Source organism: Aequorivita todarodis, assembly GCF_028561335.1.
GTDB lineage: Bacteria > Bacteroidota > Bacteroidia > Flavobacteriales > Flavobacteriaceae > Aequorivita > Aequorivita todarodis.
Genome location: NZ_JAQQTG010000002.1, coordinates 24,585 through 41,120, shown reverse-complemented (window position 1 = coordinate 41,120; position 16,536 = coordinate 24,585). Strand labels below are relative to the sequence as shown.

The window sequence follows — 16,536 nt, the reverse complement described above, 5'->3', positions numbered from 1 at the left end:
GCGCCGCGATATACTATCTCCAAGCGCAGCGGTCACAAATAATCAAAATCATACAATACTCATTTTTTTTGGTCACTCGTCTTAGGTCATGCAGTCCTAAGTCTTATGTCTAAAATCTAATATCTAAAAAATGTCATTTAAATCCCTTGGGCTGTCCGATGCCCTGCTGAAAGCAATCAGCAAAAAAGGATATGAAACGCCTTCGGCAATTCAACAAAAAGCAATCCCTTTAATTTTGGAACGCAAGGACGTACTCGCCTCCGCCCAGACCGGTAGCGGAAAGACCGCAGGTTTTGCCCTGCCGATGCTCCAAATATTGAACGGCGAACCCGCGTTGAGAAAACGCCCCGTTCGCGCCTTGATACTTACCCCAACCCGCGAACTCGCCGCACAGGTACAGGATGAGTTTAAGGAATACAGCGAATTTACAGACCTGCGTTCCACCGTTATTTTCGGCGGCGTGGGCGCAAACCCACAGATTCGTGCCCTTCGTAACGGCGTGGATATTTTGGTGGCAACCCCAGGCAGGTTGCTCGATTTGGAAAACCAAAATGCGCTTTCCCTTTCAAAAGTTGAAATCCTCGTTTTGGACGAAGCCGACAGGATGCTCGATATGGGCTTTCTGCGCGATATTAAAAAGATACTCGCCCTATTGCCTTCAAAAAGACAGAATTTATTGTTTTCGGCAACCTTTTCTAAGGAAATAAAAAAGTTGGCCAATGAGTTTTTGCAACATCCCGTTTTGGTTGAAGCTACGCCTCAGAATACTACGGTCGAAAAGATTGATCAGACTGTTTATCGAGTTGATAAAGCCCAAAAAACGGATTTGATCATAAAACTTATTTCTAAAGGAAATTGGAAACAAGTATTAGTGTTTACGCGGACCAAGCACGGTGCCAACCGTTTGAGCGAAAAACTTGAAAAGGCGAAAATCACTTCGGCCGCTATCCACGGAAATAAAAGCCAAGGCGCGCGTACCAGAGCATTGTCTGGGTTTAAGGAAGGAAAAGTACGCGTATTGGTAGCCACCGATATTGCCGCCCGTGGCCTGGACATTCCATTATTGCCGCACGTTATCAATTTTGAATTGCCAAACGTTTCCGAAGATTACGTTCACCGCATTGGCCGTACCGGAAGGGCAGGAGCCAGTGGCGAAGCGCTTTCGTTGGTGAGCCTTGATGAAGTTGGCTATTTAAAGGATATTGAAAAGTTGATCGGCGAGCGCCTTCAGCCCAAAACCCTACCAAACTTTCAGCCCACCGAAACCATGGCCGACGTTAAGGAAGCCGAGGAAGAAAAGAAACGCCAAAAAGCGCAGCGACACAGCCGTGGGCGTAATGCTGGGACTAAAGTAAATACGCATTCCAAAAAGGGCAGCAATAGGAATAGGGGGAGAAGGTAGGTTTTTCTAAATGCGGGAATACCGCAGGATGTACCGAAGTCTCGGCAGTGCGGTGGCGAGGGCATTTATAAAATCTGAGAGTAATCTAAACAGAAGATTAATAAAGAACGCTATCAATTTTTGATCAGTTTTTTATAGACTAAAGGTTTTCCGTCTTCTTTCAAAGTAACAAAATAAAGCCCATTCGCCAACCCAGAAATGTTCAAGGTAGTGTTATTGCCCAACTCGGTGGTGGAGTAAACCGTTTTTCCGGTTATGTCCGTAATATTCAAAAGCAAATCGGAAGTATTTATATTCGTAAGCGCCACGGTCAGATTGTTTCCTTGGGTGGGGTTGGGGTAAAGCGCAAAGTCTTTTGGCTTGTTGAAGTCTTCCGTGTTTACGATAATAACGGTTTCGGTGCCGCCGTCCACGGTTTTGTATATCAAGTTTCCGATGAAAAAATAGCCCGTTAAATCTGTGGCAAAAGCAATATCGGCATAACCAAAGAATGCGTTGCAAACTGTTCCGATGTCATTTCCAAAATAACTGGTGTTCCATTGTTCTCCCGAGTCCTCGGTTTTAAGGACTTCAATATAACAACAATTGCACAGTGCGTTTTGAGAGGAAATAGTAAAGCCTATGGCATCATCAAAAAAATAAAGATCACTGGCAGTAGGGGCAAATATGGGAGCCTGGTACGTTGTCCAAGTTATATTGTCTGAACTTTTAAATGTTTCATCACCTTCCCTTAAAGGTACATCGCCGGAAACACCTGCAAGAATTTGGACAAAATTGGCAGTGGCGTTTATTTTCAATAGATCTTTTTGGGTATCGATCTCAGGGATTGGTTCCCAGGTAGATCCGCCATTTGCGGTAAAAAGAAGTTCGCCATGATCGCCGGCAATATAGCCCGTATTTTCATCCCTAAAAGCTATGGAATTCAATCGTTCGGTGGAAAGGGTAGTATCCAAACTCCAAGTATTTCCGCCGTTTGTGGAATGCAGAACCACTCCTGCATCGCCTACTGCCCAGATGTTATCTGCGGAAGCAATGCCAATGGCGTATAATTTGACAGTAATCGAGGTGGAAATTTGTGCCCAAGTATCGCCGCCGTCGTTGGTTTTTAGCATAGCTCCTTCCGCACCTACGGCAAAACCCAAATTGGCATCGGCAAATGCCAAGTCGTAGAATTCTTGGTTTATTCCGCTTTCAAAGATATTCCATATAGCTCCGCCATCGGTGGTCTTGTAAAAATCGCCACCGTCAACCACTGCTACAGCAATGTCTTCCGTTATGGTAGCAATGGCCCCATGGTGGTTTTCCGTGGGAATAAAGGCGGAATAAAACCATCCTTGTTGCGCAGAGGCTGTATTGAAAAGAACACATGTTAGAACAAAAAGTATTGTTTTTTTCATATAGGAATCCTTTAAAACGGAAACAAGTTAAAGACTAAATGTATAATAAAAAACTATAGGAAACAAAAAACTCCGATTTAGAAGGGCCCTATTATCAGCATTCTGAAATAGTTGTGCAACAGGAAAATTTTCTCGATAAATCTTTAATGGACCCTGGCTTCAGAATTTCGCTGTTTCCGAATGTGCACGATAAGCGCAACCGTGTACATAAATGCCGCAAAAAACCACAAATACTTGATTTTTTCCTTCCCCATAAAATAGTAATCAAACGCAACACTCGCGGCCACGAGAATATTGAGGATGAGTATGATATAGTTTAGGGCTATTCGTTTTTTTGGCGAAAGCTTTTTTAGCAACATGAACAGGTTGAAAAGCGCAGTAACAAACTGAAGGATGGCAAGGGCGTTTTTTCCTTCTTCCAGTAAACCCAGGCCGCCGATAAAGAAAATAAAAGCATTCAGCAGAAAACTGAATCTGAAGAGTTTGGCTTTTAGTTTGGGATTCATTATGCCAAGATAAAACTTTTTTCAGTTCAATTTGTTGTGAAAATACCGTTGGAAAAATTACTTTAAAAGTTTACTTGCGAGAAAACATATTTCATTTCGGAAGCAATCTGCTCGCTGCGTTCCTTATAAACTTGCAGTTGTTGGGCAGTGCCATCTGAAATTTTTGGATCTTCATACATTATGGAAATCCGCTTTTCCGAACCAGCCACAAAAGGGCAGCCTGTATCGGCCTGCGAACAGGTCATAATTGCGGCAAAGTTAGTTGTGGGATTTGCCTCGTTATCATATTTTTTTGAAAAGGCAAAAATAGGCGGGTCTGTTTTAGAAAAACTGATTTTATAAACGGGATTGTTGCCTCCACTTTCTTTTGAAATTTTAAATCCGGCATTTTCCAAAGCCTCCACAACCATTGGGTAAACGGCAGTAGCTTCCGTCCCGCCAGAATAGCATGCTATATTTTTGATTCGGAAGTATTCCGCCATGGTCTGCGCCCAAACCTGTGCCAAATGGCTCCGGCGGGAGTTGTGGGTGCAGATGAAATTAAGTTGGACTGTTTTTTTGTTTTTGTTTTTTGAAATTATGTAATCGGCCAAGGGCTGTAAAACGGTTTTTCTTTCTTCGGAAATATCTTTCGTTTCCAGTTCTTCAATAAATTTGTGAATTGGGTCGGATAGTTCCATTTTAACAACAATTCCCGTCCGGGGAGCAACAGGGTTCATCATTTATTTCAGCCAATTGTCTTTTCGGTTTTTCAGGCTTTGTTCCCGGTTTTTCGGCATATACCGTAACACTGAAAATGCCCGTATCGGAAGTGTTGAATGTTTTCACTTCTTCCGAAGAAAGATACTTTTCAAGAATATCGTTCGGGATTACAATAGGTTTCTCCTTTTGAATTTGGATATTCTGAAACCCTGCGTCTTTTATAAATTGTAAGTATTCCGTTTTTTGGATTGCTCCCGCCACGCAGCCCGCGTACATTTCGGCGTCTTCTTTAAGGGCATCTGGAAGATTTCCGACCAAAACAATATCGGAAATACTAAAATGGCCGCCCGGTTTCAACGTTCTGAAAATTTCGCCGATTACCTTTTGTTTGTTCGGCACCAAGTTTAAAACACAGTTGCTCACTATTACATCTGCAACGTCATTGTTTACAGGCATTGCATCTATATCTCCCTCTCTGAATTCTACATTGTTGAATCCCAGTTTTTCTGCATTGTTTCGCGCTTTTTGAATCATAATTGGGGTAAAGTCAATCCCAATTACCTTTCCTTCGCTTCCCGTTTCGTGCCTTGCCACGAAGCAATCGTTACCCGCGCCCGAACCCAAATCGATTACGGTATCGCCTTTTTTAATTTTCGCGAATTGCGTAGGAAGGCCACAGCCCAACCCTAAATCTGCATCTTCTACATAACCGCCTGTTTCTGAGTAATCGTCCATCATTATATTATAAACCTTGTTTGAAGGCGTTGTTGCGCCGCAGCAGGAGGCCGCGTTTTCGGCTTTGCCCTGTTCGGCTATTTTGGCGTATCGGTCTTTTACGATGTCTTTTAATTCTTGTTCGTTTTTCATTTTTTTTGAAATTTTTGGTTTGTGTTTCAGTTTAATCTTTTTTAGCAACAGCTTTCTTTGGAAATATCCTGATCCAAAAACTGCAGCATTACTTTCTTCATTTTGATCCAATTTTCTGTAGCTATGCAATAGCAAATGCTAGTGCCCTCAATACTTCCCTTAATTAGGCCGAGGTTTTTTAGTTCCTTTAAATGTTGTGAAATTGTAGGTTGCGCCAGCCCAATTTCTTCCACCAAATCGCCACAGATACAAGCGTTTATTTTGAAAAGATGCTGAAGAATGGCCACGCGCGCCGGATGCCCAAAGGCTTTGGCCAATGTTGCAATCTCGTTTTGTTGTTCAGTGAATATTTCGGTTTTTGTGATTCCCATTTCTCTAATTGAATTGTATATTGCAATATTACGATTAAAGATTGTAAAAAAGATAGGAAATTTTAAAAAAATTATAAGATTTTACTGATTCGTTTTTGGTTTGTGTTTTTTATAAAACCATTCAATAAGAAAGCAAACTACTATTATTCCCAAAGAAATAGACACACCCAACAAATTTGAAGTGGATTGCTGGACAATCAAAACAACAAACGCCATAGCCGAAAGAATCGTCCCAATCAAGCTAATGGTTTTGCTGGAATTTATCGTTTCTGCCTTGCGAAAACTTACATAGTTCACAACAGCGAAAATCAAAAGAAAACCAGCGCTGCCAGAAGTTGAAATACTTTCGAGATTTAAAAAATTTGCCGTCAGTAATGTGAGTATTACCGTAATTGCCAATCCTATGGGCTTATTCCAAAATTGGTCGGTAAAGGAATGGGGCAGTTCGTCGTCTTCGGCAAGTTCATAACTTACGCGGCTGCCGCCATATAGCGTGGCATTTATTGCTGAAAAGGTTGAAATAAGTGCGGCCACGGTCATAACGGTAAACCCAATTTGCCCGATCATCGGCTTGGCCGCGGCTGCCAAAACGTAGTCTTTGGCCGTTGCAATTTTATCAAAACCCAAGGAACCCACGGTAACCATTGCAATGATGATATAAAGCAAAACCACAAAACCAACGGAAACAAAGTAGGCGCGGGGCACATTTTTTTTCGGGTTTTCCAAGTTTGGAACGGCGTTGGCAATGAGTTCAAAACCTTCGTAGGCAACAAAGATTACCATTCCGCCGGTAAGCAAAAGAAACGGGCTTTCCCAGTTTGCGGGATTCAGTTGGCCGATATTTGCATTTCCGAACAGACCATAAATTCCGATTCCTGCAAAGGCCAGTAGAATAAAGAGTTTGATAAATACTACAAGACTTTCAATTTCGCCAACAACCTTTAAGCTGTAATAATTGATAAGCGTTGCCAATAAAATAACCCCGCTCACAAAAATATGGGAGTCAATTGCCTTGCTGCCAGTTATCGAAATAAGGTTTGGCGCATAACTGCCAAACGCAGTTGCATAAAGAGAAAGCATAATAATATAGCTTATCCACAAAACGTTATTGATGCCGCCACTGAAAATACCCCTGCCAAAACCTTCGTTCACAAATTTTACCGTGCCGCCCCTGTCGGGGTACGAAAGTGATAATTTTGAATAACTATATGCTGTAAACAAAGCAATAATTCCTGCAAAGAGAAATGCCACCGGCGTTCCTCCTTTTGCCAATGAAACCGCAAGCCCCAAAACTGCAAAAATTCCTCCGCCCACCATCCCGCCGATACCGATGGCAACGGCGTCTTTCAGTTTTATGGAGTCTTTGGAATTTTTCATGCTTTTAATTTTTCAATAACTTTTCAAAACAAACACTGTTCTCCACCCCGGCATATTGGCCATAATTATCAATAAATCTATAGCCACTTTTTTTATATAGCGAAATGGCCTCCGGCTGTTTTATTCCGGTTTCTAAAATACATTTGTCGTTGCCCAATTCCTTTGCCCAGATTTCCAGTTCTTTTAAAATTTCCCCCGCAATTCCTTTTCCGCGTTCTTTAAGGGGAACAAACATTCGCTTTACTTCCATAATTCCTGTTTCAAACTGCTTGATGGCACCGCAACCCACTGCCCGATTGGCTTCATTATAGGCCACAACAGTGTGTTTTATAGCGTCCAATTTATTGAATTGATCGTAAAACGCATGGTCCTCCCCGTCGCGTATGGCAAGATCTGCGTCCAGCTGTTTTACCAATTCAGCAAAATCTGGGTTGTTGGAATCTGTGCGTATAAGCTTCATCTACTTTGGATATTGGCAAAGTGAAGATAAAAAAACGCGCTGAATTTTCATTGTGAAAATCCAACACGTTCATTTTCCAACCAACATTTAGGAACAGTAGGTTGCTATTTAATTATGATTTTTTCTGAGGTAATGCCGGCGTTATTGGTGATTTTCAGAATATATTCCCCCGCGCTCAATTGGCTCACGTCCATCGCAAAAGATGATGTTGAAACCTTGTTTTCTTCCTTTAATTTACGGGAATTCAAGTCGAAAATTTCCACCTTTGAAGCAAGTCCATTTGAAGGAAAATTGATCATCAAAACATCCTTCGCCGGAATGGGGTAAATTATATAATCGTGCTTTGCGCTAGCTGTCACTCCCAACTGAATGCCATTGCCTTCCACGATCAAATAGGTGTTGTTTTCTTCAATATCGGTAAAAGTTTCTACCGTGCCCGAAGGCCATTCAACCCTAATTTCAGACACATTTGTAGCGTTGCCCAATCCAAAATGGTTGGTGAAACTGTTTTGGCTGCAATAGCCACTGGCGGCTTCAATTTGTCGGATTTGCCATACTTCGTTTCCGTTAATGTTGGCCCGAACCCGCACTTTGGCGCCTACCGCAGAACCATTGGACGGATCGCCAACACAACGAATCTTTATCCAATTGTTTCCACTGCCAGTATTTTTGAAAAGTGAATTGGCCTGGTTTTCGTTTAAGGTATTCGCCAATATAACGTCCAGCCACCCGTCGTTGTTGTAATCGCCGAAAGCGCAGCCAAACGTATTGCCCTGATGGTTTGCCAGCGCACTGTTAGTGTCCTTGGTAAAAACACCGTTTCCGTCATTTATAAAGAGTGAATTTGTAATTTGGCCCGGAAAATAGGCGTTGCAAACCAACAAATCCAAATCGCCATCGTTATCAACATCGGCAAAGGCGGAACCAAATGAACTTCCAATTTCCAGCGCAATGGCAGAACTTGTCTGTTCTACAAAAGTTCCATTTTCATTGAGGAAAAGTTGGTTGCTTTGTCCGTCCCAATTTGCCACAAAAAGATCGAAATCGCCGTCGTTGTCCACATCGGCCCACGAGCTGCCAGCGGAATTCCTTCCGTTTTGTGTGATGGCCAGATTGGTGATTTGCGTGAAATTATCGGGTCCGTCATTTCTGAAAAGGGAATTGTTGGCATCGTTTTCATTCGCAATAAACAAATCGCTGTCGCCATCGCCGTCGTAATCTATCCAATTTATGGAGCGCGAAGCAAGCGTTTCACTGGTAATTGACAGACCGGTTACCGCTTCAAAAGAACCATTGCCCTGATTTTCAAAATAAAGATTTCGGGTGGAAACCACACTGTTGGTAATATAGGCATCCAAATACTGATCGTTGTTGAGGTCTATCCAATTTGCCATTTCAGAATAGGTCAACGGAATTCCAATGGCGTTATCGGGTTCGTATGTGTAAGTGCCGTTGCCATTGTTTCGGTAGAAATAATTTTTCTTCCCCGTACCATTTCTGCCGTAAGTGACCACCACGGCATCCAAATCGCCATCGTTGTCAACATCGGCAAAACTGGCGCCGTCTGAGCGGTCGTTGTCCGAAACAATATCGTCTGCAATTACAGTGGTAAAACTGCCATCGCCATTGTTTAAATAAAGCATATTGTTTTGCCCCGCGGCGGGTCCGTTAGTGAAAAATATATCATCCCATCCATCGCCGTTCACATCAATAAAATTGGCACTTCGCGAGGCTGAAGGCGTGGTGGTAATATCTTCAAAAGTGGTTTCCTCAAAGGATTGTGCCCTTGTTTTTTCGGCGAAAAATAAAAGGAGGCAAAGGCTGCATAATAGTAATGGTTTCGTCATAATAGATTCGAATTATAGCTTAAATTTTGGTTGTGAAAGCTGTTTAAGGAAGTGAAATTAATTCGAAACGGTTTGGAAATATTCGATTATGCGGTGAATGGCCAATTATTGTTTTAAATGTCCATTAAACTGTTTTGAATGGCCAAATCCCCTCCACATCGCATCGTGGCAGTGGAGGGCGCGGGGAAGACAGGGCTTCCCTAAAATAATTTAAATAATGATTTTATTAAGCTTTCGGAGCAGGGCCGAACTTTCCTTTTACTGAGTTAAAACGAAGGATTCCATATCCAAGAATGGCAGAAATAAACGAGCCTATCAAGATTCCTATTTTAGCGGAATCTATATATTCCGGGCTACTGTTAAAGGCAAGACCGGCAATAAAGATAGCCATAGTAAATCCAATTCCCGCCAAAAATGAAACCCCGACTATCTGTCTGTTTGTAATATCTGAAGGCACATCTATTAGCTTTAACTTTCGCGCCGCAAAGATAACGGTTGAAATCCCGATGCTTTTCCCCAAAATCAAACAGATCATAATGTTCACGACCAAAGCCGTTTCCAGCCCACCTTCACCATTGATGGCTACTCCAGCATTGGCAAGTGCAAAAATAGGAATCACCAAATATGCCACCCAGTTGTGCAGTTTGTGTTCCAAATGCTGCAAGGGAGATCGATACTTATCAGACCAGTCCTCCAAATCGTCGATCAGTTCGAGCTGTTCGCCAGAAAGAACGGGTTTTTGCAGAATGGTGCTTTCCTTTATGTTTTTTACAATACTGTCCAATTGGTCGGTAAATTCATCGGTGCTTATTTTCTGACGAACCGGAACCGCAAATGCCATTAGGATTCCCGCCAGGGTGGGGTGTAGACCCGCTTTTAAAAACAACAACCACACGATAAATCCGGCAATAATGGTTACAAATTCGGAGTATAAACCTCTATAGCTTAAAATGTAAATGAGGGCCAGAAGCCCCAAGGCGCCGCCCAACATGACCAAATTTAGCTCTCCACTGTAAAAAATGGCAATTACCAGCACCGCCCCCAAATCGTCCACAATCGCAAAGGCGGTGAGGAAGATTTTTAGGCTGGTGGGAACTCTATTTCCCAGCACTTTCAACACAGCCAAGGCAAAGGCAATATCCGTAGCCATAGGAATCCCCCAACCTTTTAGGGTGTCCGGATTTTGGTTGAGGACCAAATATAGAATCACTGGCAGGGCAATGCCGCCTAAAGCTCCAAATAGTGGAAACATTACCTTTTTGGTGGAATTTAACTCGCCAATCAAAAATTCGCGTTTTATTTCCAGCCCGATTAAGAAAAAGAAAATAGACATCAATCCGTCATTTACCCAAAGTATCAAAGGTTTTACGAGTTCAAAGCTGTCCGTAACAATACCGATTTCATATTGCCAAAAAGATTGATAGCTCTCCGAAAAGGCCGAATTGGCCCAGACCAGTGCAATAATAGTGGTTGCCAAAAGCAATATACCAGTAGAGCTCTGAAGGTTGACGAATTTCTGAAAAGGGGAGAGTACTTTTTCTTTTATCATAAGTTTTTCTGCGAGTTGGCAATATACAAAACCCGTATAAATATTTTTTGTTGTTTATTTTTTAAAATTTCATTTAAAAAAACGTAGACAGCAAATCTACAGAAAACTATGTGCCGAATTGCAGGGTGCCGAATACTGAATACTGCAACTGAATACTGCCAACTTTTTTTTACCTTTGCAACTCTCAAAAAGAAAGCAAGAATATGTTCGATAATTTAAGCGATAAACTGGACAAAGCGCTGCACGTACTGAAAGGTCACGGCAGCATTACCGAAGTAAACGTAGCCGAAACCTTAAAGGAAGTGCGCCGTGCCCTTTTGGATGCCGACGTCAACTTTAAAACCGCCAAGGAATTCACCAATACCGTAAAGGAAAAGGCCCTGGGCCAAAACGTACTTACCACCTTGCAGCCCGGTCAATTGATGGTGAAATTGGTAAAGGACGAACTTACCGAACTGATGGGTGGCGAAACCGCTGGCATTAATTTAAGTGGCTCCCCGACGGTAATTTTAATGTCTGGATTGCAGGGTAGTGGTAAAACTACTTTCTCTGGAAAACTTGCCAATTATCTTAAAACCAAAAAAACAAAAAAACCGCTTTTGGTGGCCTGTGATATATACCGTCCTGCGGCAATTAACCAATTGCACGTGGTGGGGGACCAAATAGGTGTTGCCGTTTACAGCGAACCCGAAAATAAAAATCCGGTCCAGATTGCACAGAACGCAATTGCCCACGCCAAGCAAAATGGCTTTAATGTCGTAATTGTGGATACTGCCGGTCGTCTTGCGATAGACGAGGCGATGATGACGGAAATTGCAAACGTCCATAAAGCCATTAACCCGCAGGAAACCCTTTTCGTGGTCGATGCGATGACCGGACAGGATGCGGTAAACACGGCAAAGACCTTTAATGAAAGATTGAACTTTGACGGCGTTGTGCTCACAAAACTCGATGGTGATACCCGCGGGGGTGCGGCCATTTCCATTAAAAGTGTTGTAGATAAACCTATCAAGTTTATCGGTACCGGTGAAAAGATGGACGCCATTGATGTGTTCCACCCCGCGCGTATGGCCGACCGTATTTTGGGGATGGGCGACGTTGTTTCACTTGTGGAACGTGCTCAGGAACAATTTGACGAAGAGGAAGCCAGAAAACTTCAAAAGAAAATTGCGAAGAACCAATTCGGTTTTGATGATTTCCTTAACCAGATCCAACAGGTTAAGAAAATGGGAAGCATGAAGGATTTGGTGGGAATGATTCCCGGAGCAGGAAAAGCCTTGAAAGATGTTGATATTGATGACGATGCTTTTAAGGGAATTGAAGCCATTATCCATTCAATGACTCCAAAGGAAAGAACCGAGCCGGCAATTATAAACGGAAGCCGAAAAAAACGGATCGCCAAAGGAAGCGGCACCAGCGTTCAACAAGTAAACCAACTTTTGAAACAATTTGACCAAATGAGCAAGATGATGAAGATGATGCAAGGCGGCGGCGGACGCAAAATGATGCAGGCTATGGGGAAGATGCGTTGATTTAAGTTGCAGTATCTAGTTGCAGTGTGCAGTTTGGAGCGTAAATTTATTCATATATGAGTTTTAAAACTTTATTGGCCTATGAGAAAGGATTCGCCTTGGCAATGGATATTTTGGAATTATCGAAAACTTTTCCAAAAGAAGAAACCTATTCTTTGACAGATCAGATTAGAAGAAGTTCACGATCCGTCTGTGCAAACATTGCCGAAGCTTACCGAAAAAGAAAATATGAAAAACATTTCATCAGTAAATTGACCGATAGTGATGCCGAGAATTCCGAAACACAGGTTTGGTTACAATTTGCAAAAGCTTCTGGTTACATTTCAGAAGAAATTGAAACCGACTTAAACAATAGAAGTGAAGAAATAGGTAAGCTTATAAATTACATGATCGATAATCCCAGCAAATTTGGAGTTTGAAAGACTGCCAACTGCAACTGCTACTGAAAACTTTTGAAAAAAATGACAATACTAGACGGAAAGAAAGTAAGCAACGACATAAAAAACGAAATAGCCGCTGAAGTTGAAAAAATGAAGGCCAACGGTGAAAAAGTGCCTCACCTTGCCGCAATTATTGTTGGCGACGATGGTGCCAGCCTCACCTACGTTGGCAGTAAGGTTAAGGCTTGCGAACGGGTTGGTTTTGAATCTACTTTGGTGAAAATGCCGCACACCACAAGCGAGCTGGAATTACTGAAAAAGATTAAGGAATTAAATGAGGATGACAATATAGACGGTTTCATCGTGCAACTGCCATTGCCTCCACAAATTGATACCCAAAAAGTGTTGCTTACCGTAGATCCTTCAAAAGATGTGGACGGTTTTCACCCCGAAAACTTCGGAAAAATGGCTTTGGATATGAGCACGTTCATTCCTGCAACGCCCTTCGGGATTCTTGAATTGCTACAGCGCTATGATGTGGATACAAAGGGAAAACACACCGTAGTTATTGGCAGGAGCCACATTGTGGGCCGCCCGATGAGCATTTTGATGAGCCGAAAGGGTTGGCCAGGGAATAGTACCGTAACCCTTACGCACAGCAACACCAAAAACATCGCGCAGATAACCACACAGGCAGATATAATCATTTCAGCATTGGGCGTTCCAAACTTTTTGAAGGCTGAAATGGTAAAGGACGATGCCGTAATTATTGATGTGGGAATAACAAGGGTTGAAGACGCCAGCCATCCAAAAGGCTATATAATTACAGGGGATGTTGATTTTGCAAATGTGAGCAAAAAAGCTTCGTTTATAACGCCAGTTCCCGGCGGTGTGGGTCCAATGACCATTGCGATGCTTCTTAAAAATACCCTTTTGGCGAGAGAGCAGCGCAAGGGCTAAGCATTTTCACCGTTCGCCAAACGCCAATCCAAGTATTTGTGAAGATCTGTTTCTATCCAGCCCATACTGATGGATAATACTGCCAAATCATCAATATAGCCTACGCCTGGAATAAAATCCGGCACCAAATCAAAAGGATTGAAAACATATAAAAGAGCTACTGCAATGGAAGCAATGGTAAACCATGGCACGTTTGGATAATTTCCCTTTTTAACGTCTTTGAGCATGGCGAACATAATTTTTCCGAGTTCGGCATATTTGCGCAAGGGGCTGGCGTTGCTCAGTTTTTCTGAAATAGCTTCTTCGTTGTCCATGACTATTTCAATATCTTCGTCTTTTATTTTGGTTACTTTTTCCCCCACATAATCCTCGTTAATCTTAGAATCCATCATGGCGATGGTAGAGGGTTTTTTTTCTTTCTTTTTTCTGAAAAGCATATAATATTTATTTGTTCCCTAAAAATAAAGAATTGAAGAAGGAATACTTTTAAAATTATGTTATAAATACTTCTGAAACGACAAAATAAATTCTTCGGAAGAAATAAAATTTACAATCTTTCTTCTTCGGTCGCGGTATCCTCTTTGCCGTATTCTTTCCTGTAGATACGGACAATTACCATAAAAAGGCTGATGAGCAGCGGGCCAAAAATAAGCCCGATGAAACCGAAAAGCGGTACGCCCACAATAACGCCAATAAGCGTTATTAGAGGATGCACATTGTCCAGTTTCTTAAGCACATAAAGGCGAATGATATTATCTGTTGAACCCACAACCACAAAGCCGTAAATAAGGATTCCCCAGGCTTGAAAGCTGTGCCCGGTGGAAAGTGTGAGCAAAAAAACAGGCAGAATACCCACCAAAGTTCCCACAAATGGAATCATACTGCCGATGGTAACAATAACGAACCAAAAGAAAGGATCTTCAACACCAAAAATAAGGAAGCCTATTAACGCGACTATTCCCTGTGCTAATGCGACCAAGGGGATGCCCAGCGCATTGGAGCGCACCATAGCCTGTACTTCGGAACCGATTTCCTTTAAGTTTCCACGATCCATGGGAATGTATTCTTTGAGCGATTCCCGTAAATCGGTTCGGTTGGTCAGCATGTAATAAAGCATAAAATACATTAGCCCGATAGCGATAAACGCGTTGAAAGTGCCCCCTGCCAAGCTCTGCAGGTTTTCCGAAATCCAACCCGTAATGGCCGAAGGGTCTATCTGTGAATTAAGGTCGTACCCAACTTTGTCCTCTATTTTTCCAAGTTGCTCCTTAAGTGCCCTAATAACCTCTGCGGAATTCTGGACTGCGTCGCCAATTTTGTTGGTGAGCATCAAAATAATACCTGCAATGGGAATTAGGATTCCCACAAAAGAAAGGAACATCAGGAAAGTGGCTGCCAGCGAAGGGTTCCATTTTTTTTTGTTGACCAATGTAGCCATCCATTTGCGCATTAAAACATAAATGGTTACCGCTCCCAAAACCCCTGTTAAATAAGGAAGTAGCTCCCTAAAAATAAGGCTTCCCATTAATAAAACGAGTAAAATGACAAATATTTGTCGGATGATTTGCGGCGGTATTTGTTTGATCATTTGGCGAATAATTGTGTTAGGTCGTTAAATGCTTTAAATTCCAAAGCATTTCCTGCGGGATCCTTAAAAAACATGGTAGCCTGTTCGCCCACCTGTCCTTCAAAACGAATGTACGGTTCTATGATGAAGGTAATGTTTTTTTGAATCAGTTTTTCAGAAAAAACCTTAAAGGTTTCCATATCCAATACAACCCCGAAATGCGGTATGGGCACATCTTTTCCATCTACGGGATTTATGGCTTCTACTTCGGAATCCTTCTCTTTTAGATGAATTACAAGCTGATGCCCAAAAAAATCGAAATCTACCCAATGGTCGCTGCTGCGTCCTTCGGAAAGTTCGAGTACGTCTCTGTAAAATTTTCTGCAAACTTCCAAATTATCTACGGGTATTGCGAGATGGAAGGGCCTTAATGTGTTCGCCATCAATTATTTCTTAAAGCGTGGATCAGTTCTTTTTTCTTCATTTTTGAACGGCCCTCAATGCCCACGTGCTTAGCTTGTTCATAAAGTTCGGCTTTGGTCCATTCCTCATAAGGTTTTGCTTTCCCGCCTTTTTTTCCGGCGTCTGGAGTGTTGGCAATGCGGGCAGCTTTTTGTTTGCTATATCCTTTGTCGCGCAATGCCTCGTACTGTTCTTCGTTTTTAATTCTTGGATTTGGCATAACGATTCATTTTAAGCATAAAACCCCTTGAAAAACAAAGGGCTTTAAAGTTAATAAATTATGTTTTAGCTGTGTCTTTTTTGTTTTTAAGAAGCGCAATGGCTTCAAAAGTAGAACCTAAAATCGCAGTCATAATACAATCATTTTGAATGGTTAATTGCACTAAAATTAAAGGAAAGCATTTATTTTTTAATGAATGTTAACAAAACCTTTGCACGCAAAATTTCTTTAGCCTCATAAAACCACTGACTACTGACCACTGATCACTGAGCAGCAGGTTCCCAGCCAATCCTAAAATATTTTATTGGTGCATCATCAGGAATTTGACTTGCCTCAATTTTGGCATCAGGATCGTTGCGAAGTTCCGCTGGAAGATATTGTTCATCAATGGTTAAATAAATGTCAGAATCTTTTAGAAATACCATTACGCCCCGGAGTATTCTTTGAACATTTGCAACAGCATGGTTTGCCTTAAAATCTTTAAACTTACTAGCTGAATTCAGTCCTTTTTCTGTTTTGTAGCGAGGGTCGAAAACTAAAATATCGGTAATTGTTGAATTTGGATCGGCCTCGTCTTTGGGAGAAAGCAAAAGAAGCTTTTTGCCGCCCTTTTCATAAATCTCCACCTCGCCCTGAGTTTCCAAAGCGTTTGGTGATGAATTTATTTTTACAATGGAATCTGCCGCAAAAATGGAATCGATTTGCTTGACCTTCATCTCGCTGGTAAGATTGCCGATGGAACCGTTTTTAATCAGAAAAGGATCGCTGTCCTTTCCGCATTGAACAAAAGCAAGTGAAACTATTCCTATTAGTATGAGTGTTTTTTTCATTTAAGTTTTTAGTTACTGGGTTATTAAGTTATTGAGTTAAAAAGTTATTTGGTTATTAAGTTTAGTGGGTTTATGGGTCTTTTTCGTCTTGATTTTGAGTTCGGGAT

The 16,536-nt window shown here is 41.9% G+C and carries 18 protein-coding genes; 4 read left to right on the top strand and 14 right to left on the bottom strand.

From position 1 onward, the window contains the following. The first annotated feature begins 130 nt into the window (after positions 1–130). Positions 131–1,402 (top strand): DEAD/DEAH box helicase, encoded by a 1,272-nt coding sequence (locus tag POV26_RS00480; protein WP_272854532.1) that lies wholly within the window; start codon positions 131–133, stop codon positions 1,400–1,402. A 113-nt stretch (positions 1,403–1,515) separates the two neighbouring features. Here POV26_RS00480 and POV26_RS00475 read toward each other — a convergent pair whose 3' ends face one another. From POV26_RS00475 to nhaA, 9 genes are all read right to left on the bottom strand, one after another. After that, the gene (locus tag POV26_RS00475) at positions 1,516–2,799 is read right to left on the bottom strand and encodes a T9SS type A sorting domain-containing protein (RefSeq protein ID WP_272854531.1); all 1,284 of its coding nucleotides are present in this window, start codon (positions 2,797–2,799) and stop codon (positions 1,516–1,518) included. 143 nt (positions 2,800–2,942) lie between these two features. Continuing rightward, positions 2,943–3,305, bottom strand: a complete 363-nt coding sequence (locus tag POV26_RS00470; protein WP_272854530.1) for a hypothetical protein — start codon at positions 3,303–3,305, stop codon at positions 2,943–2,945. A gap of 62 nt (positions 3,306–3,367) precedes the next feature. Beyond that, positions 3,368–3,985: an arsenate-mycothiol transferase ArsC gene (locus tag POV26_RS00465; RefSeq protein WP_272854529.1), complete on the bottom strand. Its 618-nt coding sequence runs from the start codon at positions 3,983–3,985 to the stop codon at positions 3,368–3,370. A 1-nt stretch (position 3,986) separates the two neighbouring features. After that, entirely contained in the window at positions 3,987–4,874 is an 888-nt protein-coding gene (locus POV26_RS00460) for an arsenite methyltransferase (protein WP_272854528.1), read from the bottom strand. A 41-nt stretch (positions 4,875–4,915) separates the two neighbouring features. Then, entirely contained in the window at positions 4,916–5,245 is a 330-nt protein-coding gene (locus POV26_RS00455) for an ArsR/SmtB family transcription factor (protein WP_272854527.1), read from the bottom strand. 81 nt (positions 5,246–5,326) lie between these two features. Then, entirely contained in the window at positions 5,327–6,622 is a 1,296-nt protein-coding gene (locus POV26_RS00450; protein WP_272854526.1) for an APC family permease, read from the bottom strand. Positions 6,623–6,626: 4 nt separating this feature from the next. Continuing rightward, positions 6,627–7,082, bottom strand: coding sequence for a GNAT family N-acetyltransferase (locus tag POV26_RS00445; RefSeq protein WP_272854525.1), 456 nt, complete (start codon positions 7,080–7,082; stop codon positions 6,627–6,629). Between the two features lie 104 nt (positions 7,083–7,186). Further along, positions 7,187–8,929: a T9SS type A sorting domain-containing protein gene (locus POV26_RS00440; RefSeq protein ID WP_272854524.1), complete on the bottom strand. Its 1,743-nt coding sequence runs from the start codon at positions 8,927–8,929 to the stop codon at positions 7,187–7,189. 226 nt (positions 8,930–9,155) lie between these two features. Next, a complete protein-coding gene (nhaA, locus tag POV26_RS00435) occupies positions 9,156–10,478 on the bottom strand; it encodes a Na+/H+ antiporter NhaA (RefSeq protein ID WP_272854523.1) in 1,323 nt (440 codons plus the stop codon). 203 nt (positions 10,479–10,681) lie between these two features. Here nhaA and ffh point away from each other — a divergent pair, with 203 nt between their 5' ends. The 3 genes from ffh to POV26_RS00420 are packed head-to-tail and all read left to right on the top strand — an operon-like array spanning position 10,682 to position 13,350. Beyond that, the gene (gene ffh, locus POV26_RS00430) at positions 10,682–12,010 is read left to right on the top strand and encodes a signal recognition particle protein (protein ID WP_272854522.1); all 1,329 of its coding nucleotides are present in this window, start codon (positions 10,682–10,684) and stop codon (positions 12,008–12,010) included. 56 nt (positions 12,011–12,066) lie between these two features. Then, the gene (locus POV26_RS00425) at positions 12,067–12,429 is read left to right on the top strand and encodes a four helix bundle protein (RefSeq protein WP_272854521.1); all 363 of its coding nucleotides are present in this window, start codon (positions 12,067–12,069) and stop codon (positions 12,427–12,429) included. 42 nt (positions 12,430–12,471) lie between these two features. Next, complete coding sequence (locus tag POV26_RS00420) at positions 12,472–13,350, top strand: bifunctional 5,10-methylenetetrahydrofolate dehydrogenase/5,10-methenyltetrahydrofolate cyclohydrolase (RefSeq protein WP_272854520.1); 879 nt, start codon at positions 12,472–12,474, stop codon at positions 13,348–13,350. Here POV26_RS00420 and POV26_RS00415 read toward each other — a convergent pair. From POV26_RS00415 to POV26_RS00395, 5 genes are all read right to left on the bottom strand, one after another. After that, positions 13,347–13,787: a YkvA family protein gene (locus POV26_RS00415; protein WP_272854519.1), complete on the bottom strand. Its 441-nt coding sequence runs from the start codon at positions 13,785–13,787 to the stop codon at positions 13,347–13,349. The genes POV26_RS00420 and POV26_RS00415 overlap by 4 nt on opposite strands. Before the next feature lie 110 nt (positions 13,788–13,897). Beyond that, positions 13,898–14,938, bottom strand: coding sequence for an AI-2E family transporter (locus tag POV26_RS00410; RefSeq protein WP_272854518.1), 1,041 nt, complete (start codon positions 14,936–14,938; stop codon positions 13,898–13,900). Beyond that, entirely contained in the window at positions 14,935–15,360 is a 426-nt protein-coding gene (locus POV26_RS00405) for a VOC family protein (protein WP_272854517.1), read from the bottom strand. The genes POV26_RS00410 and POV26_RS00405 overlap by 4 nt, the downstream gene beginning before the upstream one ends. Continuing rightward, the gene (locus POV26_RS00400; protein ID WP_272854516.1) at positions 15,360–15,599 is read right to left on the bottom strand and encodes a DUF7218 family protein; all 240 of its coding nucleotides are present in this window, start codon (positions 15,597–15,599) and stop codon (positions 15,360–15,362) included. The genes POV26_RS00405 and POV26_RS00400 overlap by 1 nt, the downstream gene beginning before the upstream one ends. A gap of 263 nt (positions 15,600–15,862) precedes the next feature. After that, positions 15,863–16,429 (bottom strand): hypothetical protein, encoded by a 567-nt coding sequence (locus POV26_RS00395; RefSeq protein WP_272854515.1) that lies wholly within the window; start codon positions 16,427–16,429, stop codon positions 15,863–15,865. Between the last annotated feature and the right edge of the window lie 107 nt (positions 16,430–16,536).